21 protein-coding genes are annotated in these 23350 nt (G+C 71.6%); 13 read left to right on the top strand and 8 right to left on the bottom strand.

Features of this window, described 5'->3' with window-relative positions; all coding sequences use genetic code 11:
- Positions 1 to 8: 8 nt before the first annotated feature.
- Together OV207_RS30275 and OV207_RS30280 are read left to right on the top strand one after the other, a co-directional pair.
- The gene (locus OV207_RS30275; RefSeq protein WP_193349442.1) at positions 9 to 1193 is read left to right on the top strand and encodes an iron-containing alcohol dehydrogenase; all 1185 of its coding nucleotides are present in this window, start codon (positions 9 to 11) and stop codon (positions 1191 to 1193) included.
- Positions 1194 to 1348: 155 nt separating this feature from the next.
- On the top strand, positions 1349 to 1789 hold the full coding sequence (locus tag OV207_RS30280) for an ATP-dependent DNA helicase (RefSeq protein WP_267558507.1): 441 nt from the start codon (positions 1349 to 1351) through the stop codon (positions 1787 to 1789).
- Positions 1790 to 1876: 87 nt separating this feature from the next.
- Here the strand turns inward: OV207_RS30280 and OV207_RS30285 are convergent, their stop codons facing one another.
- The 7 genes from OV207_RS30285 to OV207_RS30315 all read right to left on the bottom strand — a co-directional run bounded on the left by OV207_RS30285 (position 1877) and on the right by OV207_RS30315 (position 9556).
- Positions 1877 to 2449: a hypothetical protein gene (locus OV207_RS30285; RefSeq protein WP_267558509.1), complete on the bottom strand. Its 573-nt coding sequence runs from the start codon at positions 2447 to 2449 to the stop codon at positions 1877 to 1879.
- Between the two features lie 152 nt (positions 2450 to 2601).
- Positions 2602 to 4437: an ArnT family glycosyltransferase gene (locus OV207_RS30290; RefSeq protein WP_267558510.1), complete on the bottom strand. Its 1836-nt coding sequence runs from the start codon at positions 4435 to 4437 to the stop codon at positions 2602 to 2604.
- Entirely contained in the window at positions 4434 to 5384 is a 951-nt protein-coding gene (locus tag OV207_RS30295; RefSeq protein WP_267558512.1) for a hypothetical protein, read from the bottom strand. Before OV207_RS30295 ends, OV207_RS30290 begins: the two co-directional genes overlap by 4 nt.
- Complete coding sequence (locus OV207_RS30300) at positions 5371 to 5883, bottom strand: hypothetical protein (RefSeq protein WP_193349447.1); 513 nt, start codon at positions 5881 to 5883, stop codon at positions 5371 to 5373. The genes OV207_RS30295 and OV207_RS30300 overlap by 14 nt, the downstream gene beginning before the upstream one ends.
- 90 nt (positions 5884 to 5973) lie before the next feature.
- On the bottom strand, positions 5974 to 6942 hold the full coding sequence (locus OV207_RS30305) for a CarD family transcriptional regulator (RefSeq protein ID WP_193349448.1): 969 nt from the start codon (positions 6940 to 6942) through the stop codon (positions 5974 to 5976).
- Between the two features lie 78 nt (positions 6943 to 7020).
- Positions 7021 to 7236 carry a hypothetical protein gene (locus OV207_RS30310; RefSeq protein WP_193349449.1) on the bottom strand — a complete coding sequence of 72 codons (216 nt, stop codon included), beginning with the start codon at positions 7234 to 7236 and terminating at the stop codon, positions 7021 to 7023.
- 106 nt (positions 7237 to 7342) lie between these two features.
- Complete coding sequence (locus OV207_RS30315) at positions 7343 to 9556, bottom strand: serine/threonine-protein kinase (RefSeq protein WP_193349450.1); 2214 nt, start codon at positions 9554 to 9556, stop codon at positions 7343 to 7345.
- A 249-nt stretch (positions 9557 to 9805) separates the two neighbouring features.
- On the opposite strand from OV207_RS30315, the gene OV207_RS30320 reads away from it, so the two are divergent.
- Positions 9806 to 10519 (top strand): hypothetical protein, encoded by a 714-nt coding sequence (locus OV207_RS30320; RefSeq protein WP_267558514.1) that lies wholly within the window; start codon positions 9806 to 9808, stop codon positions 10517 to 10519.
- 190 nt (positions 10520 to 10709) lie between these two features.
- On the top strand, positions 10710 to 12518 hold the full coding sequence (locus OV207_RS30325) for an acyl-CoA dehydrogenase family protein (RefSeq protein WP_193349451.1): 1809 nt from the start codon (positions 10710 to 10712) through the stop codon (positions 12516 to 12518).
- Positions 12519 to 12564: 46 nt separating this feature from the next.
- Here OV207_RS30325 and OV207_RS30330 read toward each other — a convergent pair whose 3' ends face one another.
- On the bottom strand, positions 12565 to 13275 hold the full coding sequence (locus tag OV207_RS30330) for a PilZ domain-containing protein (RefSeq protein WP_267558516.1): 711 nt from the start codon (positions 13273 to 13275) through the stop codon (positions 12565 to 12567).
- A gap of 236 nt (positions 13276 to 13511) precedes the next feature.
- Here OV207_RS30330 and mraZ point away from each other — a divergent pair, with 236 nt between their 5' ends.
- From mraZ to murD, 9 genes are all read left to right on the top strand, one after another.
- Positions 13512 to 13964, top strand: coding sequence for a division/cell wall cluster transcriptional repressor MraZ (gene mraZ / locus OV207_RS30335; RefSeq protein WP_120532026.1), 453 nt, complete (start codon positions 13512 to 13514; stop codon positions 13962 to 13964).
- 63 nt (positions 13965 to 14027) lie between these two features.
- The gene (locus OV207_RS30340; protein ID WP_193349453.1) at positions 14028 to 14411 is read left to right on the top strand and encodes an STAS domain-containing protein; all 384 of its coding nucleotides are present in this window, start codon (positions 14028 to 14030) and stop codon (positions 14409 to 14411) included.
- Between the two features lie 16 nt (positions 14412 to 14427).
- On the top strand, positions 14428 to 15333 hold the full coding sequence (rsmH, locus tag OV207_RS30345; protein ID WP_420715276.1) for a 16S rRNA (cytosine(1402)-N(4))-methyltransferase RsmH: 906 nt from the start codon (positions 14428 to 14430) through the stop codon (positions 15331 to 15333).
- Positions 15330 to 15722, top strand: coding sequence for a cell division protein FtsL (locus OV207_RS30350; RefSeq protein ID WP_267558518.1), 393 nt, complete (start codon positions 15330 to 15332; stop codon positions 15720 to 15722). Before rsmH ends, OV207_RS30350 begins: the two co-directional genes overlap by 4 nt.
- Complete coding sequence (locus OV207_RS30355) at positions 15719 to 17740, top strand: penicillin-binding protein (RefSeq protein ID WP_193349455.1); 2022 nt, start codon at positions 15719 to 15721, stop codon at positions 17738 to 17740. Before OV207_RS30350 ends, OV207_RS30355 begins: the two co-directional genes overlap by 4 nt.
- Before the next feature lie 51 nt (positions 17741 to 17791).
- On the top strand, positions 17792 to 19330 hold the full coding sequence (locus tag OV207_RS30360; RefSeq protein ID WP_267558522.1) for a UDP-N-acetylmuramoyl-L-alanyl-D-glutamate--2,6-diaminopimelate ligase: 1539 nt from the start codon (positions 17792 to 17794) through the stop codon (positions 19328 to 19330).
- 27 nt (positions 19331 to 19357) lie between these two features.
- On the top strand, positions 19358 to 20758 hold the full coding sequence (locus tag OV207_RS30365; RefSeq protein WP_267558523.1) for a UDP-N-acetylmuramoyl-tripeptide--D-alanyl-D-alanine ligase: 1401 nt from the start codon (positions 19358 to 19360) through the stop codon (positions 20756 to 20758).
- Positions 20759 to 21937, top strand: a complete 1179-nt coding sequence (gene mraY / locus OV207_RS30370; protein ID WP_267558524.1) for a phospho-N-acetylmuramoyl-pentapeptide-transferase — start codon at positions 20759 to 20761, stop codon at positions 21935 to 21937.
- A gap of 24 nt (positions 21938 to 21961) precedes the next feature.
- Positions 21962 to 23347 (top strand): UDP-N-acetylmuramoyl-L-alanine--D-glutamate ligase, encoded by a 1386-nt coding sequence (gene murD, locus OV207_RS30375; RefSeq protein WP_267558526.1) that lies wholly within the window; start codon positions 21962 to 21964, stop codon positions 23345 to 23347.
- The last annotated feature ends 3 nt before the right edge of the window (positions 23348 to 23350 follow it).

Here is a 23350-nt window from a genome sequence, read left to right on the forward strand (position 1 = left end):
ACCTCCCCATGAAGCCTTTCGACATTCCCACGGAGCCCCGGGTCACGGAGATGTCCTGGCCCACCCGCATCGTGTTCGGCGCGGGCGCGCTCCAGCGGCTGCCCGCGCACGCGGCGCGGTTGAACATGAAGCGCCCCCTGCTGGTGACGGACGGGGGCGTGGTGAAGGCGGGCCTCGCCGCGCGCGTGACGGAGGTGCTCAAGGCCGCGGGCCTGGAGTGCGCCGTCTTCGACCGCGTGGAGCCCAACCCCACCGAGCGCGACGTGTTCGCGGGCCTGGAGGCGTACCGCGCGCACAAGGGCGACGGCATCATCGCCCTGGGCGGCGGCAGCGCGCTGGACGCGGGCAAGCTGGTGCAGCTGCTCACCACGCACGAGCCGCCGCTCAGCCGCTACGACGACGCGAAGGGCGGCGACCAGTACGTGCGCGACGACCTGCCACCGCTCATCGCCATCCCGACCACCGCGGGCACGGGTTCGGAGGTGGGGCGCTCCGGCGTGGTGACGCTGGCGGACACGGGCCGCAAGACGGTCATCTTCAGCCCGTACCTGCTGCCGAAGGCGGCCATCATCGACCCGGAGCTGACGCTGGGCCTGCCTCCGGCCGTGACGGCGGCCACCGGCATGGACGCGCTCACCCACTGCATCGAGGCGTACCTGGCCAACGGCTTCCATCCGCTCGCGGACGCGGTGGCCATCGACGGGGTGATGCGCGTGGGCCGCTCGCTGGAGACGGCGGTGAAGGAGGGCCGCGACCTGGCGGCGCGCACGGACATGATGGCGGCGGCGATGGAGGGCGCCATGGCCTTCCAGAAGGGCCTGGGCGCCAGCCACGCGCTGGCGCACGCGCTCACACCCATCTCTGGCGTGCCGCATGGCCTGGCGAACGCCATCGTCCTGCCGGTGGTGATGGAGTTCAACCGCGCGGCGTGCACGGCGCGGCTGGCGCGCATCTCCACCGCGCTGGGCGACACGTCCAACGCGCGCGAGGAGGTGCTCGCGGGCAACGCCATCGACCGCGTGCGCAAGCTGGCGGCGGCCATCGGGATCCCCACGCGGCTGCGCGAGGTGGGCGTGCAGGAGAAGGACCTGGAGCACATCGCGCAGAAGGCGTTCCTGGACGCCTCGCACCAGGGCAACCCGCGCGCCTGCACGGAGGCGGATCTGCTCGTCATGGCCCGCGAGGCCTGGTGAGCTGACTTCACGCCGCGCCGATTTCGGATTGTTTCTGGTGGGGCCGCTCCGAGGGGAATCGGGGCGGCCTCGCGTGCTTGGGGCCGTTGAATCAACCGGGGCCGCCCGCGTCAGAAGGTTCAGGACGCAGCACAACGCGGTTCACGGAGGCGGTCATGAAGGCGATGCTCAAGAAGGTGATGGTGGTGGTGGCCCTCGTCGCTAGCACCCCGGTGATGGCCCAGAACGTCCACGGCGCCTCCCCCCTCGTGAGCCGCCAGGACCAGGCCCGCTTCGAGCGCGAGCGTCAGGAGCGCGAGCGGGTGGCCCGGCTGGAGCGCGAGCGTCAGGAGCGTCAGCGCCAGGAGCGCGAGCGCCAGGTCCGCATGGAGCGCGAGCGGCAGGAGCGTCAGCGCCAGGCGCGGCTGGAGCGCGAGCGGCAGGAGCGGGAGCGTCAGGCGCGGCTGGAGCGCGAGCGTCAGGAGCGCGAGCGGGTGGCCCGGCTGGAGCGTCAGCGGCAGGAGCGCGAACGGCAGGCGCGGGAGCGGCAGCAGCGGGAGCGCCTGGCCCGGCGTGACCGGGGAGGCTCGAACTACAACGCCGGCTGGCTGAACTGAACGGGCCCTCCGCCGGATGCCACGAACTGAAGCGGTGCCGAAGCCCGGGGGTGGGTCATCCACCCTCGGGCTTCTTCGCGTCCGGGGTCAGTCTTCTTCCGGCTCCACGGGCACCATGCTGCCGCCGCCGCCCACGGCGCCGGTGCCGGTGCCGGTGCCGCCGTCGGACGTCACCACGCCGCCCGCGCCCACCACGCCGCCCGTCACCTCCTGCTCGCCCGCTTCCGGGGCGAACTCCAGCGTCTCCACGACGACGCGTCCCGGCAGGCGCATGTCCATGGCGGTGACGCGCTCCTTGTCGCGCAAGTCGTAGAGCTGCTGCGCCACCGGGCCCGCCTGCACGCGCTCGTCGGAGAAGAAGACGTAGACGCGCACCTTCCCCTCCTGCACGGGGATGCGGAAGCTGGTGTTCGCGACGGGCCTGTTCGCGTCGCAGCGGATGGAGCGGTTCTCTCGCGTGAGCGTGAGCTGCCGGATGACGCCCTTCTCGGACATCGTGTACAGCAGGCAGTAGGGCAGCTGCCCCTCCGCGGGGATGACCTCCATCGTCGCCGCGCCCGTCTTCTTCAACTGGACCCGCGCGGATTTGTCGGGCGTCCTGGCGTCGTTGCAGGCCGCGCCCAAGGCCATCACCGCGAGCAAAGCTGTCCAGCGCGTCATGTGTCCCTCCTCGGGGAGTCTGGATTGGCGCAACGCGTGCCAGCCTACCCCGGCCCCTCGCCCTGGAGGCCGGGACGGTGTCCGCGAACGCACGCGCGGCCGCCGAGTGCACGGTCGTGCACATGGCCTCCTGCGTCATCCTGGCGGAGGGACTATTCCGGGCGCTGGTAGACGATGACCTGCGGCGTTTCGTCCAGGTACAGCCCGGTGACGGGCGTGCGCGTGCCGAAGGCCTGCCACGTGAGGAACTCGTGCTCGCGGAACTCCTGGTGGTACTGGTACGCGACGATGTCCGCGTCGAACGGGCTGCTCACCGCCCGCACGTCGGGGCGCAGCATCCCGTCGCGCTGGTAGTCGCGGAACGAGAAGCCGTTGACCTCGTGCAGGTAGATGCGCGCGCCCGGCTTCGCGTGCTCGTTGATCCACGGCAGCACGCCGGTGACGTGGCTGGACCAGAACTGCCGCTGCATGCCCAGCGTCGCCGCGCCCGGCAGTCCGCCCGCAAGCTCCGAGTACGCCGCCGTCCCGTACGGGAACACGCGCACCAGCCCCAGCAGGGCGGGCACGAGCAGCAGCGCGAACACCGGCACCGTCACGGCCAGGGACGGCAGGGTGGGGCGCCGCGTCTTCAGCACCTCCCAGAGCGCGAAGCAGCCGCGCGCCACCGCCGCGCCCGCGAGGATGCCCAGGAAGGGCATGGACGGGAACCAGTGCTTCACGCCGCCGAAGTGGGGCACCTGCGGGTGGCTGATGACGAGGATGGACGTCACCGCGTTGACGCCCACCAGGGCCTCCGTGGCGGTGGGCATCCGCACCCAGTCCCGCGAGCGCGCGCTCAGGCTCAGCAGCGCGCGGCCCGCGAGCGCGAGCAACCCCGTCACCATGGGCGCGAAGAGGCTGGTGGGCACCGTCAGCGCCGTCTTCACGAGGACGTAGGTGAGCGGGAAGGGCGGCCCGCGCATCAGCGTGCCCAGGTAGAACCAGGCGTAGTGGTTGTGCGTCGCGTGGAAGGCCAGGTACCACGCGGTGCGGTCCACCGGCGCGTGCCACAGGTAGGGCCAGTGCAGGTAGAAGAGCACCGGGCCCAGCACCGCCATCGCCGCCACCGGCACCAGCGCGCGCGTCACCGGCGGGCTCACCGGGGCCAGGTCGCGCAAGAGCCACACGCTGCCCACCGCGAGCCCCACGAAGAACAGCGTGTGCGGGCTCAGGAGCAGGAACTTCTTCTGGAACGCGGCGCCGCCGCCCAGCGCGACCACGAGCAGCCCGTAGAGCACCGCCACCGCCGCGAACAGGCCCACGAAGCGCCCCAGCCGCACGCGGGCCTCCGGTGAGCCCTCGCTCGCGGTCCACGCGCGCCACAGCGCGAACGGCGTCAGCACGAAGGGCAGGAACAGGGCGTTGTGCTTCGTGGCGAGCGCCAGGCCGAAGGCCACGCCGCACGCGATGCCCCAGCGGGTGTCCTCCAGCGCGCGCCAGAAGCAGTACACGACGAGCAGCCACATCGCGGCCACCGGCATGTCGAAGCAGGCCAGCTCCGCGTTGAAGTACTGCCGGGGCACCAGCAGGAAGGAGAGGGCGGCGAACATGCCCGCGGTGCGGCCGTACAGCGCGCTGCCGAAGAGGAAGCACAGCGCGGGCACCAGCGCCGCCATCGCGAAGGCGGGGATGCGGAAGGCCACCGCGTCGCGCAGGCCCAGGCCGTCGTGGAAGAGCATGTGGCTCAGCCCGAACAGCGTCTTCATCAGCACCGGGTGCTCGTGGTTGTAGTCCCACGCGCGCACGATGGCGCTGTCGGTGAACGCCTGCGCGGGCGCGCGCACGAGCAGCCGGAACCAGCTCGCGTAGCCCTCCGCCGCGGCGAAGTAGACGCTCTCATCGCGCGTGAAGCCCACCGCCGCCTCGGTGCTCCACAGCGCCGCGAAGGCCAGCGCCCACAGCACCCAGGCCACGAGCTTCTCATCGCGCGTCGCTGCCCGGCCCGTCATGGACGCACCCCCACCGCCGGCTCCAGCGCCATCACGTCCAGGCACACCTGCCGCGACTCCGCGTTGTCCGCCTGCACCCAGACCTTCACCGTGCGCGCGGGGCCGGGCGGCAACACCACCTCCGCCTTCTGCACGCCCTCGCGGCCCGGGGGAATGGGAACGTCCAGCAGCCGCTGGCCGCTGGCCGCGTCGTCCACGCCCAGGTGCGCGGTGCTCAGGCGCGGGTCCTTCGGGTGCGCGAATTCGAAGATGACGCCGCCCTCCAGGCGCAGGCCCATGCCGGACGGGACGCCGTCGAACTCCGCCACCAGCCGCCGCGCCCCACCGGGCGCGTGCATCCAGAGGCAGTGCCGGGGCTCGTAGAGGATCTCGTGCCACTCCCGCGCGACGTACAGGTGCGGCGGGCCCGGGCAGCGGTGCACGCGGCCGTCGAAGGGGCAGTCCGTGCGCGAACCGCCGGGCTCCTCCAGGTACACGCGGGCGCGGCCCACGGACTCGGAGGCCACCCAGTGCCGGGGGCGGTGACGGCCGTTCTCATAGAGGCGCAGGGACAGCGTGCCCATGCGCGCCTCGGGCCCCAGCGCCTTGCGTCCGGGGAGGAAGGCCGCTTCGAACGCGCCGACATCCGAGCGGGGCAGCTCCGGCTGGCCCAGCACCCAGACGCGCGGGTGTTCGCCCAGGTCGGCCTTGTCGGAGCCGAGCCAGCCGTGCACGGGCAGCGCGGGCGGCACGTAGAGCCGGGCGCGCTCGGTCCACCAGGGGAACAGCAGCACGCCGTCCCCGGGGCGGGCGTCGCGGGCCAGCACCTCCGCCACGGCGCGCTCATCCGCGTCCGTGGGGAGCCGGCCCGGCAGCCGCAACTGGAAGACGAGGCACAGGAGCGCGACGACGAGCAGGCCCCCCAGCTCCACGAGGGGCAGGGCGCGCAGGGCCTTAGGACTTGGCAAGACGGATCTTCTGCTCGCTCTTTTCGCGGCAGAAGGTGCAGAAGATGTGGTCGCCCTGGTTGAAGGACGGCGTCCAGGGTGGATACATCGAGCAGCGCGGATCCAGGCAGTGGTGCAGCTCCCAGAGCGTGCCCAGCTGGTGCAGCGCGTGGCGCGCGATGGGCTTGAAGTCCTTCTCCAGGTCCTTGAAGGGCGCGATGGTGAGCACCGCCCGGTCCTTGCCGTAGCGCGCGAAGCCCGTCGTCGGGGCCTTGCCGCTGGGCAGCTCGCGGTCCTTCAGCTTGCGCGAGGTGAGCAGCAGCACCTTGTCGTCCTTGTAGGCCCGGATGCCCGTCACCTCGTCCAGCAGCTTCTCCGCGTCCAGGGGCTCGGACATGCCCGCGGGGGCCTCCGCGGAGCCGCTGTGCTCGCTGCCCACGCCGAAGGCCGTGTAGAGCGTGCGGTTGAACTTGGCGATCTGCTTGTCGTCGAAAGGGTCCAGCGTCACGACGCGAATCACGGGGCGTCACCTCGGCGGGAAGGCCCTCGCGGTGCCGGGCGCGCAACGGACGCGACGCGGGCGGCCGGGAGGGCCGGGGAGTTCAGCGGTTCACTCGCCTTCGGGCGGCTTGGCCTTGGGCGGGCGGCCGCGCTTCTTGGGCGCGGCGGGCTCGGCGGGTTCGGCGCCCTCGGGCGGCTTGGCCTTGGGCGGGCGTCCCCGCTTCTTCGGGGCGGCGGGTTCGGCGCTCTCCGCCGTCACCTCCGGCTTCGGCTTGGGCGGACGGCCGCGCTTCTTGGGCGCGGCGGGCTCGCCCCCTTCGTCGGCGGGCTTGGCCTTGGGCGGACGGCCGCGCTTCTTGGGCGCGTCCTCGCCGCCCTCCTCGCTGGCCTCGCCCTCCTCGTCGGAGCCCTCCTCGGAGGACTCCTCGTCGGGTTCGGCCGGCGGCTCCTCGTCCGAGGGCAGGTCCAGCTCTCCGCCCTCCAGGCCCATGAGGTCGCCGTCGAGGTCCATGTCGTCCTCGTCGCCTCCGGGCCGGGCGAACTCGGCCGCGGTGCGCTTGGGGCGCTCACGGCCGGGCGGGAAGAGGACGATGTCGATGGAGTCCTCGGCGTTGGCCTCGGCGGTGCCCAGCGCGGCGGCGACCTCCGACACCAGCAGGTGCCGCGCGTTGTCGTAGAGCTCGCGCTCCTTCGTGGGCAGCGGACGCAGCTCGCTCAGGACCTGGAGGCCCTTGACGACCTCCGCCAGGCCCAGGATGCCGCCCTGGGTCATGCGGTCCAGGTTGGTGCGCGCGCGTTGCTTCCAATCCAGGTCGGCCTTGTCGCTGTCCGAGCGCAGGAACGCGTAGATCTCCTCCACGTCGGCGACGCTCGCGACCTTGCGCACGCCAATGGAGACGATCTTGCCTTCCGGCACCATGACGACGGCGCCGTCTTCCTCCCGGCGCATGGTGACGAACGTGAGCTTCTGCCCCGCCACCTCCTTCACGTCGATGGCGGCAACGCGACAGACCCCCTGGTTGGGGTAGACGACCCGGTCTCCAACCTGGAGCTGGAGTGCAGCGGACCCTTCTGGCATGGCCCCCTCGTGGGCGGGTGTGATGAGCACCGAAGCGAGCGCCGGTCGTAGCACCGTGCCCCGCCGGATGCCACGAGATTACCGGGGAAGCTTTGTCATCCGGGCGCCATTGCGCTGGGCTTCCAACAACCTGACCATGACCTCGTGTGCCTGGGCGTCCAGGACAGCGTCGATCTGGGCATCGGTCGGTCCCTCGTCCGCCATGCCTCCGGGCTGGGCGTCCACGCGGGTGGAAAGCCCCACCGTGGCCACCACCGCGATCCCCAGTGCCAGTACCGCCGTCAGCTTCTTCATGAGCGTCCTCCGTTGCGGCGCAAGGGTAGGGGCGACGCCCGGATGATCAATTTTTCGGCAACAGGTCGCCTGCGCCCTGTAGCGGCCCGTGGCGGCCGGGGGCCCGCTACTGGTGCAGCGGCGCCACCGGCGTCACTTCCAGGGTGAGGCCGCCGGTGTTGTCGCCCGGGTCGTCGTCCGGGAAGGCGAGCCGCAGCCAGCGCGCCCCCCGCATCACCGTGGGCTGGTTGACCTCCAGCAGCTCCAGCGTGCCGTGCGCGGTGGCCGGGGAGTCCCCCGTGCCGTGGAGCGCGAGCACCTGATCCACCGCGCCACCGCCGAAGCCCCGCGTGCGCGCCGGCTCCGGGGGCGCGCGCACGACGACGCGGTAGGTGGTGGAGGGGTCCAGCTCGCGCAGCGTGAAGCCCTCATGGGGCGTGAGCGGCACCGCGTGGCGGCGCGCATCCAGGAGCAGCGTGGTGATGGCGCCGCTGGCCTGCTCGCGCACGTGCACCTGGAGGGCGCCCCGGTTGTCGCCGGGGCTGCCGTCCCAGAGGAACACGTAGAGGACGGAGGCGTTCTGCACCATCACCTCGTCCGCGCCCACCACGCCGAAGCTGTCGCGCGCGGACAGCGCCGCGCCGCCCTCCAGGAAGTAGGCCGCCTGGGCCACCGGCATGGGGCCTCCCAGCGACACGCGCCCCTCCGCGCGCAGGCCATACGCTCGCGACGGATCCAACCGCATGCGCGCCGCGGCGGACGCGGGCACGCGGAAGGCATGCAGGTCGGCGCTGACGGTGAACGGACCTCCGGCGGGATAGCGGGCGGAGGTGGACGGTGCGTTGGCGGACTCGGGGCGGGTGAGGGCGCGCGCCGCGGCCGGGCGCTTCGACGCGAGGCGGGCGTGGACCGCGAGCGTGGTGCCGCGCTCGGCCTTCACGCGCTGGCTCCAGGGCACCATGCCCGGCAGCGACACCTCCAGGTGGTGCTCCACGTCCGCCTGGAGCTGGGTGACGAGCGTGGGCGTCGTCTCCGTCAGCGCCCGGCCGTCCACGCGGATGGAGGCGCCCGCGGGGGAGGAGCTGAGCTCCACCGCGAACGTGTTGGTGCCTCCCACGAGCAGGCCCATCCACATGATGAGCAGCGCGCCCACCACGGGCGCGCCGCGCACCACCCACCCGTGCAGCGTCCGGTGCCAGGCGTACGGCGGCGGGGATGACGGGGCCTGCGCGGGCAGGGGCTCCTCGGGCAGGGGCTGCGTGGTCAGGTCGCCCCGGGGCTCGGGAGGGAAGCGGGGCGACTCCGGCGGCGTCGGCACGGGGGGCGGCTCGGCCACGCCGCTCCAGCGGCCCACCTTGGCGATGAACTCCCGGGGCAACTGCACGGGCCGGCCGGCGTCCACCAGCTCCGGCTCGAAGAGGTAGCCCATGAAGTGGCCCAGCTCGCTCTGGGACACGTCCGGCGCGGTGACGTGGAGCTGCCGCGCCAGCGCCTCCGCGAAGGCCTGCGCGGTGGGGTAGCGCTGGCCCGGGCTGGTGGCCATCGCGGTGAGCAGGATGCGCTCCAGCGCGGCGGGGATGCCCGGCGTCCACTCGCGCGGCCGGGGGAAGTCACCCTGGGAGATCTTCCGGAGCACCTCCGGCATCGGGCCCTCGAAGGGCCGGCGCCCGCAGAGCATCTCGTAGAGGACCGTGCCGGCGGCGAACACGTCCGTGCGCGCATCCAGCGCCTGGCCCCGGGCCTGCTCCGGCGCGAAATAGACGTACTTGCCCTTCGCCGCGTCGTTCTTCGTCTCGCTGCGTCCGGCGAGCCGGGCCCTCGCGATGCCGAAGTCCACCAGCTTCACCTGCCCCTCGTAGGACAGGAGCACGTTCTGCGGGCTGACGTCGCGGTGGACGATGTGCAGCGGCCGGCCGTTGTCGTCCAGCCGGGTGTGCGCGTACGCCAGGCCGCGCAGCATGTCGATGGCCACCAGCACCGCCAGCGGCGGCGGCAGCGCGGGCAGCCCCTTGTCCCGGGCCCGGCGCAGCACGTTCGAGAGCGGATGGCCGTCCACCCACTCCATGGCGAGGAAGTACTCGCCCTCCACCTCGCCGAAGTCGAAGATCTGCGCGATGTTGCCGTGCGACAGCCCCAGCGCGATGCGCGCCTCGTTGATGAACATGGACACGAACGCGCTGTCGTCCGCGTAGCCGGGGAGGATCTTCTTGATGACCACCGGCTTCGTGATGCCCGCCACCGCCGTCATCCGGGCGCGGTAGATCTCCGCCATGCCGCCCGTCGCGATGCGCTCGAGCAGCTTGTACTTTCCGAACTGGAGGCCCGCGGAAGGCTGCGGCACGTTCGAATCGGCTCCTGCTGGGAGTCCTTCGGGAAATCGGGAGAAGCTATCATGAGGCCATTCAGCCGCCCGGAGTGGAAGTTTCCGCTGAACTCGTCAGCTCTTCTCCCAGTGCGTGCCCGGGGCCTGGTCCTGCTGTGCTGCCTGCTGGGCGCCTGCCGCGATGCGCCGCCTGCTCCCCCCGCCGCTCCGGCCCCTCCACTGCCGTCCTCCGCGACCCCCCTGCCTCCCGAGGCGCCCGCCCGCCCCGTGGCCCCCCGGGACGAGGGGACCCGGGCGGACGCGGTCACCGAGCCCGTGTCCGCCCCCACCTATGGAGAACCGCTTCCGGAGGACGTCCTGCGGTTGGAGCTGTCGGGCGACGCGGTGCGCCTTGGCTCGGAATCCTTCGCTCCGGCGCATGCGCAGGACGCCGCGCGGCTCGCGGAGCGGGTGCGGGGGCGGGACGTGCTCATCGGGGTGGGGGACGCCGACACGTTCCTCGCGCAGGTGTCGGAGGGGCTCGCGGTGCTCCGGGCCCAGGCCACCTCCGTGTGGCTCCAGCATCCGGACGCGCCGGTGGCCTACCGGGTGGTGCTGCGCGACGAGGAGGGGTTCCGGGCGTGGCTGGAGGAGGTGGCGCCCGGCAAGCTGCGCATCATCCAGCGCGCGGACGGCTTCGAATTGACGACGAGCGTGGGCAAGCTGCCCGGGCCGGACCGCAACGGCCCGACGGTGCCGGTGCGCGGCGGGCGCCAGGACATCGCCACGCTCCGACGGGAGCTCTCCCGGCTCAAGGGGCGCTTCACCACGTCCGAGGACATCTGCCTCGTGCCCTCCTTTGGCACGGAGCTGGTGCATGTCGCGCGGGCGCTCGGCGGCACGTACGTCGCGCCCCGCGAGCCCCTCTTCGACACGCTCTGCCTCGTCTACCCGTCGCCCCGGCCGGCTGCTTCGGGGACGCAGGACGCGGGTTCCCCGTAATCGCGGACAGCGCAGCCTCCCGCCCACCGGCCGGGCACGCGAGGTGGGGGCGCGGCGCGAAGGGGGCGCATCCGCTTGAGGTGGCGTCCCCGTGTCGCTACTACCCCCGGCGGGTCGCGCGCTCTACAGTGCCGCGCCTTGGATTTTTTGGCTGTATCTGGAGGGCGCTGTCCCTCCCCGGAGGTTGTAGATGGTCGCTGTCACCGAGCCCGCTGCCCGTCCCCAGGATGTCCTCGCTGGTGGGGCGTTCCTCTTCCAGGAGGTGGGCGCCACCCGCATCCTCACGCCGGAGGGCTTCTCCGAGGAGCAGCGGCTCTTCTTCAAGACGGCGCTCCAGTTCTGCCGTGAGCAGGTGCTGCCGCAGGCCGCGCGCATCGAGGGCAAGGACAACGCGCTGCTGCGCGACCTCTTGCGCCGCGCGGGCGAGCTGGGCCTGCTGAGCGTGGACATCGCGGAGACCTACGGCGGCACGGGCCTGGACAAGACGACGTCGCTGCTGCTCGCGGAGGCGATGAGCCTCCAGGGTTCCTGGTCGGTGACGTCCAGCGCGCACACGGGCATCGGCACGCTGCCCATCGTCTGGTTCGGCAACGCGGCGCAGAAGGAGAAGTACCTGCCGAAGCTGGCCACCGGTGAGTGGGTGGCGGCGTACGCGCTCACGGAGCAGGGCAGCGGCAGCGACGCGCGCGGGGCGAAGACGAAGGCGGTGCGCACGGCGGACGGCCAGCACTACCTGCTCAACGGCTCCAAGCTCTACATCACCAACGCGGCCTTCGCGGACGTGTTCGTCGTCTTCGCGCAGGTGGACGGCGACAAGTTCACCGGCTTCATCGTGGAGAAGGACACCCCCGGCCTCACCGTGGGCCCCGAAGAGCACAAGATGGGCATCCGCGGCTCGTCCACCTGTCCGCTCTACTTCGAGGACGCGAAGGTGCCGGCGGAGAACCTGTTGGGCGAACTGGGCAAGGGCCACCGCATCGCCTTCAACATCCTCAACTACGGCCGCCTCAAGCTGGGCGCGGGCGTCATCGGCGGCATGAAGCTCCAGTTGCAGAGCGCGCTCAAGTTCGCGCAGGAGCGCAAGCAGTTCAAGGCGCCCATCGCCACGTTCCCGCTCATCCGCGAGAAGCTCGCGCGCATGGCGACGCTCGTCTACGCGGTGGAGAGCATGACGTACCGCACCGCGGGGCTCGTGGACGGGCGGCTCGCGGCGAAGGAGCGCTCGGACGCGGACTACGACGCGCACGTCATCGCCGCGATGGAGGAGTTCGCCACCGAGGCCTCCATCATGAAGGTCTTCGGTTCGGAGGCCCTGGGCTTCCTGGTGGATGACGCGGTGCAGGTGCACGGCGGCGCCGGCTACATCGAGGAGTATCCGGTGGAGCGCGCCTACCGCGACGCGCGCATCAACCGCATCTTCGAGGGCACCAACGAAATCAACCGCATGCTCATCACCGGCATCCTGCTCAAGCGCGCGGTGAAGGGCGACCTGCCGCTGTTCGCGCAGGCCCGCTCCGTGTCGGAGGAGCTGAACCGGGGCGAGCGTCCCCGCGCGGGCCGTGAGGACGCGCTGGCCCACGAGGAGATCGCCGCCGAGTGCGCCAAGCACCTGGCCATCCACGGCATGCGCCTGGCCGCGGAGGCGTTCGGCACGGAGCTGGACAAGCACCAGGAGGTCATGGCCGCGCTGGCGGACGTGGTGATGGACGCGTACGCGCTGGACTCCATGGTGACGCGCACCCGTCAGGCCGCCGCCAGCGGCGTGCTGGATCCGATGCGCGTGGCGCTGGTGCGGCTGTACGCGATGGAGTCCACCACGCGCGCCTTCGAGCGCACCCGCCGCGCGCTGTGCGCCACGCTCAAGGGCGACGTGCTCGCGCTGGAGCTCAAGCGGCTGGCCGCGCTGGACGCCTTCACGGCGTACGACCCGGCGGAGCTGCGGGAGACCATCGTCGCGGGCCTGGAAGACGCGGGCGGCTACCCGTACAACCCGCTGTAGTCCCCAAGGCGTGAGGACGTGAGGACGTGGAGCGGGTGCCCGGGGCTCAGGGCATCCGCGACACGGCGTCCAGCCCGAAGCTGACCCGCGCCCGCCAGGGCCCGGGCGGCAGGTGCTCCAGCGCCATCAGCGCTTCCAGCCGCTGGAGCATGTCCGGCCGCAGCCGACCGAACGTCGCGCCGAAGCCCGGCGTGACGGCCTCCGTGGAGCCCTTGCGCGGCAGGGTGGAGGTCCACGCCACCTCGCCGTGCAGCAGCAGCGGGCCCTCCTTCATGTCCATCTCCAGGAGGAAGGGCGCGCCCACCTGCACCTCGCGGGGCAGGGCAGGGGCCTCCACCTCCAGGCCCACGCCCCCGCGCGAGATGTCCCGCACGAAGTACGAGGGGGCCCGGGGGTCGCCTTCCTTCGCGCGCACGTGCAGGGGCATGCGCGGGAAGCGGCGCAGGCCGTTCTGCTCCTCCTGGGCGAAGATGTGCTGGAGCACCGCGTCCAGGGCGGTGCGATCCTCCGCGCCGTCGTAGCGGATGGTGAGCTGGAAGCGCTCGCCCGGGCGGGGCTCCACCTTGACGACCTCCCCCAGCACCTCCACCGGGCGGGGCATGCCGCCCGCGTGCAGCTCGAAGGTGAAGCGGGTGCCCAGCGGCAGCGCCTTGCGCGTCTCCAGGGTGACGCCTCCCTGGCCCACGCTGCGGGTGTACTCGCCGACCAGCGACTGCGGCGTCTTGTAGGCCACCTTCAGTCGAACGTTCGTGATCACGCGCCCACCACTCTCAGCCTGGGAGCGGAAAAACTCAAGTTTACCCCACCTCCAGGGGTAGGCCGCCCCGCGGGTGCCCTCCGGGATGTCCGGCGCCGGGCGCGCGGTGTTCCAACCTGTTGCGGTTTCTTGACCCCCCTGGGGGGGGCGCGTATGTATGCCGGCCGCAGAGGGGTAAGAAGTGGGAAGGAGTGGTGGTCCGACCCGTGCTGGGCTGAAAAGGTGGATCGTCCCGCGTGTTCCGAGGCGTCTATGAGCACCAGATCGACGCGAAGGGGCGCACCAGCCTCCCGGCGAAGCTCCGGGAGACGTTGGTGGGCGCCTACGACGAGCGGCTCATCGTCACCACGGCCCTGGACCCCTGCCTCCACGCCTACCCGGTGCGGGAGTGGGAGGCGCTGGAGACCGCGCTCGCCCGGCGCAACCCCATGGAACCGGGGGTCAAGACGTTGATGCGGCTGTACGTGGCCAGCGCGCAGGAGTGCCCGTTGGACAAGCTGGGCCGGCTGCTCATCCCGCCGTCGCTCAGGACGTACGCGAAGCTGGAGAAGGACGTGGTGTGGGCGGGGATGGTGAAGGTGATTGAGCTTTGGAGCCTGGACGGTTGGGCGAAGGCGCAGGCGGATGCGCGCCAGGAAGCCACCTCCCAGGACGTGTTGCGGGTGCTGGGCGAGCTGCGCCAGCCGTAGCCAGGAAGTCGACAGCAGCCGGAAGTTCTCGCCAAGTAGTGCTCCGACGAAGGGTGGCAGCGCATGGACCAGATGCAGGAGGTTCGACGGAACAGGGCGGCCCTGGCGGCTTCCGAGCGCGTGGAGACCCTCATGCTGGAGGGCGAGCTGGGCGAGGAGGAGCTCACCCAGCTGTGCGAGGACCTGATGCACCGGCTGCACCGGGGCATCCGCCAGGTGGTGGTGGACTTCGCGGACGTGTCGCACCTGAACTACCGGGGCGTGCGCCCGCTGATGGCCCGCACGGAGGCGTTCCGCCGCGCCGGTGGCGACGTGAAGCTGTCCGGGCTGTCGCCGTACCTGGCCGCCATCTTCCGCGCGGCCGGCGCCCACGACACCTTCGAACTGTATCCGCACATGAACGATGCCCGGGCCGCCTTCTCGCTCGCGCGCGCTCCCTTCGTCTGAGCACCCCCTGAGCCCCGTGGACTTCCACCACCAGACCGTCCTGCTCCACGAGACGGTGGACGTCCTGCTCCCGAAAGAGGGCAAGGTCATCCTCGACGGCACGCTCGGAGGCGGAGGCCACACCGAAGCGCTCCTCGCCCGGGGCGCCACGGTGGTGGGCGTGGACCGGGACCCGGTGGCGCTCGCGGCGGCCACCGCCCGCATGGGCGCCCACGCGCGCTTCCAGGCCCGGCAGGGCAACTTCGCGGAGCTGTCCCGCGTGGCCGAGGACCTGCTCCCCGTGGACGGCGTGCTGGTGGACCTGGGCGTGTCCTCGCCCCAGCTGGACGTGGCCGAGCGCGGCTTCTCCTTCATGAAGGACGGCCCGCTGGACATGCGCATGGGCGACACCGGCCCCACCGCCGCGGAGCTCATCGCCATCACCGACGAGCGCGACCTGGCGCAGATCCTCCGCGACTATGGGGAAGAGCCCTTCGCGCGGCCCATCGCCCGGGAGCTCAAGCGCGCGCTGCCCCAGCGCACGCTGGAGGCCGCGGAGGTGGTGAAGCGCGCGGTGCCCCGCAAGGCGTGGCCCGACCGCATCCACGTGGCCACCCGCACGTTCCAGGCGCTGCGCATGGCGGTGAACGGGGAGCTGGAGGCGCTGGACGCGCTGCTGGCCTCCCTGCCGTCGCTGCTCAAGGTGGGCGGCCGCGCCGCGGTCATCTCCTTCCACTCCCTGGAGGACCGCAAGGTGAAGGAAGCCTTCAAGGCCCTGGTGGGAGGGTGCACCTGTCCGCCGGGCTTCCCGGTGTGCGTCTGCAACAGCCAGGGCGACTTCGCCCTCGTGTCCAAGAAGGCCGTCGCGGCTTCCGACGCGGAAGTCGAGGCCAACCCCCGCTCTCGTAGCGCGCACCTGCGCGCGGTGGAGAAAGTCCGATGAGCAAGGTCCTGCCCCGCAACACCGTGTCCGTGGCGGGCGTGCTGATGCACCTCTTGCCCGCCGTGTTCCTCTTCGCGCTGTTCGCCGCCGTGGGCATCCTCCACGTCACCAGCCGCGTGCTGGTGGTGGACATGGGCTACCGCCTGTCCAACGCGGAGGGCGAGAGCCGCTCGCTGACCCGGGAGCACGACCGGCTCAAGCTGGAGCTGGCCACGCTCAAGGCGCCGGGCCGCCTGGAGCGCGTGGCGCGCGAGCAGCTGGGCATGGCCATGCCCCGGGGCGGCGCGGTGGTGTCCGTGGGGGATGAGCGCGTGAAGGATGCGCGCACCGCGCAGGCCCGTTCGTCGGCGCCGGGCGTGCGCATGGCGGAGCGGGGTGCCCAGCGGTGAGGGACTTCAAGAGCGCGCGGGCGCCCGAATCCAACGCCAAGTGGCTCAAGCTGCGGGTCCAGCTGCTGTTCGGGCTGTTCCTCGCGCTCTTGGGCACGGCGTTCGCCCGCGCGGTCTACCTCCAGGTCTTCCAGCAGGAGAAGCTGCGCGGCCTGGCGCAGGACCAGTACGTCCGGCAGATCGACATCCCGGCCCGCCGGGGCGACATCTTCGACCGGCGCGGCACGCCGCTCGCGCAGAGCGTGGAGGTGGACTCCATCTGGGTGGACCCGTCCATGCTCCCCGACGTGCGGCAGGCGGCGCGGCTGCTCGCCAAGGCCGTGCACCTGGACCCCAACGACGTCGCCTCGCGCATCGGCCGCGCCAAGCGCTTCGCGTGGGTGAAGCGTCAGGCGAAGCCGCAGGAGGTGGAGGCGGTGAAGGCGCTGGGGCTCCCGGGCCTGGGCTTCACCAAGGAGCCCAAGCGCTTCTACCCCCAGCGCGAGCTGGGCGCGCACATCGTCGGCATGGTGGGCACCGACGGCCACGGCCTGGAGGGGCTGGAGCTGGCGTTCCAGGACGAGCTGTCCGGACAGAACTCGCGCACCTCCGGCTTCCGCGACGCCAAGGGCCGCAAGCTGATGGTGCAGGGCGCGTTGGATCCGCTGGAGCGCCAGGGCGCCACGGTGACGCTCACGCTGGACCGCCACCTCCAGTACGTCGCGGAGAAGGCGCTGGCGAAGGCGGTGGACGACGCGAAGGCCATCGCCGGCATGGCGGTGGTGCTGGACCCGCGCACCGGGGAGCTGCTGGCGCTGGCCAACAACCCGCGCTTCAACCCCAACACGCCAGAGACCGGCGTGAAGAACGCCATCCGCAACCGCGCCGCGCTGGACGCCTTCGAGCCCGGCTCCACGATGAAGGCCTTCGTGGTGGCCGCCGCGCTGGAAGAGAAGGTCATCACCCCGGAGACGCTGACCTTCTGTGAGAACGGCGCCTTCCGCATTGGCCGCCACACCGTCAACGACACCCACCCGCACGGGTGGCTGACGCCGCAGGGCGTCCTCCAGGTGTCCTCCAACATCGGCGTCGCGAAGATCGCGGACGCCCTGGGCCGCGAGAAGATGGTCGCCGCCTACCACGCCTTCGGCTTCGCGGAGCGCACGGGCCTGGCGCTGACCGGTGAGAGCCGGGGCGTCATCCCGTTTCCGAAATCGGACATCTCCCTGGCCACCCAGTCCTTCGGCCAGGGGATGACCTCCACCGCCGTCCAGCTGACGGCGGCCTATGGTGCGCTGGCCAACGACGGCGTGCTGATGCGCCCGTACCTGGTCTCCAAGGTGGTGGACCCGGACGGCGTGGTGCTGCTGGAGAACCAGCCCACGGAGCTGCGCCGGGTCGTTTCCCCGAGGGTGGCGCGCCAGGTCGTGGGCATGCTCGAAAGCGTGATGGTCAAGGGAGGGACCGCTCCCAAGGGGGCCATGGAGGACTACCGCGTGGCCGGAAAGACGGGCACCGCCCAGAAGGCGGACCCCGTCGCGCGTGGGTATTCCGACAAACGCATCGCCTCTTTTGTGGGCATGGTGCCGGCCGAGGCCCCGCGCGCGGTGATTCTCGTGGTAGTGGACGAACCGAAGACGGACGTATACGGGGGGAACGTGGCTGCCCCTGCCTTCAAGGAAATCGCTACCGCCGCCATGGCCCACCTGGCCGTGCCCCCGTCTCGTACGGTGGCACCCGCCGAGGTGGCCGCGGCCGCTGCGCCTCCGGTGCCCCCTCCGGCATCGAAGGCGTCGGCGAAGGCCGTCCCGGTACGGGCCGTCCTGGCGGAAGCGGTGACCGAGACTCCGGAACCCGGCACGGTGCGTGTGCCGGACGTCCAGGGTCAGGCGGGACGCGAAGCCGTGGTGAAGTTGCTTGCCGCGGCGTTGGAGCCACAGCTGCAAGGCAGTGGACGAGTGGTGTCTCAGACCCCCCCCGCCGGTGCGCTGGTGGAGAAGGGGGCCCGGGTGACGCTGGAACTGGCGACGCGGCAATGAGGCCGTGTCCTTTCCAGGCCCCGCATCAGCAATGCGTGTGAAGGGGAAGAGATGAAGCTGACGGATGTCCTCGCAGGGTGTGGAGCCGAGCAGACCTCGGGCGGCCGTTCCGCGGTCGACGTCACGGGAGTGACGCAGGATTCGCGGCGCGTGAAGCCGGGGGACCTCTTCATCGCCGTGCCCGGCCTGAAGGAAGACGGGGCCCAGTTCATTGGTGAGGCCGTGTCACGCGGCGCAGTGGCGGTGGTGTCCGAGAAGCAGGGGCAGTCCTCGCAGGTGCCGTTCTTCAAGGTGAGCAGCGCGCGCAAGGCGCTGGCCCTCATCGCGGCGAACTTCTACGGCCGCCCCGCCGACAAGCTGACGCTCCTGGGCGTCACCGGAACGAACGGGAAGACGACGACGACGTACCTCCTGGAGGCCATCCTCGCGACGGCCGCCATGTACTCCGGCTCCCCCGCCCCTGGCGTCATCGGGACGCTGGGCTACAAGTTCGGCGGCAAGACGACGGAGCTGGCCAACACCACGCCGGACCCGCTGGAGTTGCACCGCATCTTCCGCGAGATGGTGGATGCCGGCGTGGAGACGGTGGTCATGGAGGTGTCCAGCCACGCGCTCGCGCAGGAGCGCGTGCACGGGCTCACCTTCAAGGCCGTGGGCTTCAGCAACCTGTCCCGCGACCACCTGGACTACCACAAGGACCTGGAGGAGTACTTCCAGGTGAAGCGCAAGCTCTTCGCGGAGAACCTGGCCGCCACGGGCACCGCGGTGGTCAACGGCGACGACGCCTTCGCCAGCCGCATCTACAACGAGCTGCGCGGCCAGAAGCGCATGGCGTGGAAGTTCAGCCGCCTGGGGCCCGGTGAGATTTCGGCCGCGGACGCGACCTTCTCCCTCAAGGGCATCGAGGCCACCGTGAAGTCGCCCGCGGGCGACATCAAGGTGAAGAGCAAGCTGCTGGGGCCCCACAACCTGGAGAACATCCTCCTGGCGGCGGGCATCGCGTTGGGCGCGGGCATCTCCCGCGCGGACGTGAAGAGCGGCATCGAGCTGGTCTCCAAGGTGTCCGGCCGCATGGACCGCGCGGAGAACCACCGGGGCGGCCCCGCGCCGGCGGTGCTGGTGGACTACGCGCACACGGACGACGCGCTCAAGCGCTCCATCGAAGCGGCGCGCACGCTGGCCAAGGGCCGCGTCATCGTCGTCTTCGGCTGCGGCGGCGACCGCGACAAGGGCAAGCGCCCGCTGATGGGCACGGTGGCCGCGGAGGGCGCCGACCTGGTGATGGTGACCAGCGACAACCCCCGCACGGAGGACCCGGAGGCCATCATCGCGGAGGTGACGCCGGGCCTGGAGAAGGGCGGCCTGCGCCGCATCTCCGCGGGCAAGGCGAAGGTCGGGGAGAAGGGCTACCTCGTGGACGCGGATCGCCGCGCCGCCATCGAGCAGGCCGTCAACCTGGCCAAGGACGACGACGTCGTCCTCATCGCCGGCAAGGGCCACGAGACCTACCAGACGGTGGGCACCGAGAAGCACGCCTTCGACGACCGCGAGGTCGCCGCGAAGGCGCTGGCCAACCGCATCCCGGGCTGACCCCCAGCCCCACCGCCACCTCCCTTCATGGCCGCTCGATTCTCCGACGACGAGGTGGTGCAGGCGACCGGGGCGACCCGCCGCGGGGATGCAGTCCCCGCGGGGTTTCCCGACGTCCGCACCGACACGCGGTCGCTCACCCCGGGGTGCCTGTTCGTGGCGCTCCAGGGCGAGCGCTTCGACGCCCACGACTTCGTGGACGGCGCCATGCGCGGAGGGGCCGCGGGGGCGGTGGTGAAGCGGGGCAGGGCGCTGCCGGCCCTGCCCGCCCGCTTCCCGCTCTTCGAGGTGGAGGACACCCTGGCCGCGCTCGGCGGCCTGGGCGCGCTGCACCGCCGCCGCTTCCGCATCCCGGTGGCGGCGGTGGGGGGCTCCAACGGGAAGACGACCACCAAGGAGATGGTGGGCGCCATCCTGGCCACGCGGGGCCCCGCGCTGAAGACGGAAGGCAACTTCAACAACGAGATTGGCGTCCCCCTGACGCTCTTCCGGCTGGAGCCGTCCCACGTGGCGGCGGTCATCGAAGTGGGGATGAACCAGCCGGGCGAAATCGAACGGCTCACGCGCCGCGTGCAGCCCGACGCGGGCGTCATCACCGTCGTCCAGCCGGAGCACCTGGAGGGGCTGGGCAGCCTCCAGGGCGTAGCCGAGGCGGAGGGCGAGCTCTTCCGGGAGCTGCTGCCCCAGGCCACGGCGGTGGTGAACCTGGATGACGAACTCATCGTGCACCAGGCCGCGCGCAGTGGCGCCAGGCACCTGACGTTCGGCCGCGCGGAGGCCGCCGACGTGCGCCTCCGTGGCGTCCAGACGCTGGGCCGCGACGGCATGGTGGCCACGGTGCGCTACGCCCAGCGGGACTGGCCGGTGCGCCTGCACTTCGTGGGGCCGCACAACGCGCAGAACGCGACGGCGGCATTCGCGACGGCGCTGGCGCTGGGCTACTCCCCGGAGGAGTGCGTGCGGGGCCTGGAGTCGGCGCGGCCGTACGCGCGGCGCCTCAACATCCTGGACGGCCTGAACGGCGTGACGGTGGTGGACGACTGCTACAACGCCAACCCCGCCTCCATGGAAGCGGCGCTCGTCACCCTGGGCACGCTGGTGCCCGAGGGCGGACGCGCGGTGGCGGTGCTGGGCGACATGCTGGAGCTGGGCGCGGGCGAGGCGCAGGAGCATGCCCGGCTGGGCGAACTCGTCGCGAAGCACGCGGCGAAGGTGGCGTTCTTCGGTCCCCGGTCCGCTGGCGGCCACGCGCGCGCGAAGCTGGGCGAAGCCGCCGCGCACTTCACCGAGGTGGAGCCATTGGTGGCCTGGTTGACGCCCCGGCTCGCCCCCGGTGACGTGGTGCTGGTGAAGGCCAGTCGCGGCATGCGACTGGAGCGCGTGGTGGCCGCCCTCACGGGCACGGCCGCCCCCCAAGGGAGTCACTAAGTGCTGTACCTCCTGTACGAGCTCATCCAGAACTCCGAGGCCGGGCGCGTCCTCAACTTCCTGCGCTACCCGACCTTCCGCATCATCGCCGCGGGCGTCTTCGCCCTGCTGCTGGGGATGCTCATCGGCCCGCGCCTCATCGCGCGGCTGCGGCTGAAGCAGCACGGGCAGAGCAACGTGCGCGAGGACACGCCGGACTCGCACCAGAAGAAGAAGGGCACGCCCACCATGGGCGGCGCGCTCATCCTGCTGTGCATCGCGGCGGGCACGCTGCTGTTCGCGGACCTGAAGAGCCGGGGCGTCTGGGTGATGATCCTCCTCACCTTCGGCTACGGCTTCATCGGCTTCCTGGACGACTGGCTCAAGCTGTCCAAGCGCAACTCCAAGGGGCTCGCGGGGCGCAAGAAGATGGTGCTGCAGACCATCTTCTTCCTCATCGCCATCTTCGGCCTGATGTGCACCTGGACGAAGGCGGACGGCTCCTTCGGGCCGACGCTGCTCATCGACACGCGGCTGACGCTGCCGTTCGTGCCGTCGCACTGGTTCAACCCGGACCTGGGCTGGTTCTACGTCGTGTTCGCGTGGATCGTCATCGTGGGCACGTCCAACGCGGTGAACCTCACGGACGGCCTGGACGGGCTGGCCATCGTGCCCACCATCGTGTCGGCGGTGACGTTCTGCGTGCTCTGCTACGTGGCGGGCACCACGCTGCACATCGCGGACACGGAGACGGTGAACGGCGTCGCGCGCCTCACCGCCACGCCGCTGTACCGCTACCTGGGCATCCTCCAGGTGCCGGGCGGCGCGGAGCTGGCCGTCTTCTGCGCCAGCATCGTGGGCGCGGGCATCTCCTTCCTCTGGTTCAACACCTACCCGGCGTCCGTGTTCATGGGCGACATCGGCTCGCTCGCGCTGGGCGGCGCGCTGGGGGCGCTGGCGGTGTTCTCGAAGAACGAGGTGGTCTCCGCCATCGTCCACGGCATCTTCTTCGCGGAGGCGCTGAGCGTGATGATCCAGGTGGCGTCGTTCAAGATGACGGGCCGGCGCGTCTTCAAGATGGCCCCCGTGCACCACCACTTCGAGCTGAAGGGCATGGCCGAGCCGAAGATCATCGTGCGTTTCTGGATTGTCGCCATCCTCTGTGGTGGCGTGGCCCTGCTGTCCCTGAAACTGCGCTAGTCCCCAAAGGGGTCGGTCCCGCCCATGAACGCTTCGCTGTCCGGTCGGAAGGTCGCGGTGTTCGGGCTGGCCAAGAGCGGCGTCGCGGCGCTGCGCCTGCTGCTCCAGCACGGGGCGAAGGTGACGGCGCTGGACGCGCGCTCCGAGGACGCGCTCGGCGACGTGGCGAAGGAGCTGCACGCGAACGGGGTGACGCTCGTCACCGGCGCCACGCCCGCGGGGCTGCTCACCCGCCAGGACCTGGTGGTGGTGAGCCCGGGCGTGCCGCTGTCGCTGCCGGAGCTGGAGGTCGCGCGCACGGCGGGTGTCCCCGTGTGGGGGGAGGTCGAGCTCGCGTGGCGGGTGATGGAGCTGGCGCCGGGAGGGGCCCCGCGGTTTTTGGGCATCACCGGCACCAACGGCAAGAGCACCACCACGGCGCTCACCGGGGAGCTGTACGCCCGGGGCGGCCAGCGCACCTTCGTGGGGGGCAACCTGGGCCGTCCGCTGGCGGAAGCCGCCATGGCGCCCGGGGACTGGGACGCGCTGGTGGTGGAGCTGTCCAGCTTCCAACTGGAGGGCATCCACGAGCTGCGCCCGTACGGCGCGGCCCTCCTCAACCTCACGCCGGACCACCTGGACCGCTACGCGAACCAGGGAGAGTACGGGTCGGCGAAGGCGCGCATCTTCATGAACCAGCACGCCAGCGGCGACTTCGCCGTGGTGAACGCGGACGACGCGGCGGTGATGACGCTGGCCGCCTCCGCGCGCGTGCCGGTGTACGGCTTCAGCGTCACGGGCCGCCCGGTGGTGGACGCGCCCGCGCTCGCGGGGCTCGCGGTGATGCAGGACGGCGGCTTCCGGCTGGAGTTCTCCGGCGAGGACTTCACGCTCCAGAACCGCGCGCTCCGGGGCGCGCACAACGTCCAGAACGCCATGGCGGCCACGCTGCTGGCGCGGCTGGGCGGCGTGTCCCGGGACGCGGTGCAGGCGGGGCTGGACGGCTACCCGGGCCTGCCGCACCGGCTGGAGAGCGTGCGCGTGCTGGACGGCGTGGAGTGGGTGAACGACTCCAAGGCCACCAACGTGGACTCCGTGCTGGTGGCGCTCAAGGCGTTCACGGGCGACGTGTGGCTCATCGCGGGCGGCAAGGGCAAGGGCGCGCCGTACGCGCCCATGGTGGAGGCGGGGCACGGGAAGGTGAAGGGCGTGCTCACCCTGGGCCAGGACGCGGATGCGCTGGCGCGGGCGTACGCCAACGAGGCCCCGGTGCACGCCTGCGGCACGCTGGACGCGGCGGTGGCGAAGGCGCGCTCGCTCGCGGCGGCGGGGGACACGGTGCTCTTGTCCCCGGCGTGCGCGTCGTATGACCAGTTCAAGAACTTCGAGGACCGGGGCGACACGTTCAAGCGCCTCGTCGGGGCGCTCTGACCT

The sequence above is a fragment of the Corallococcus sp. BB11-1 genome (assembly GCF_026626625.1).
In the GTDB taxonomy this organism is placed as follows: Bacteria; Myxococcota; Myxococcia; order Myxococcales; family Myxococcaceae; genus Corallococcus; species Corallococcus soli.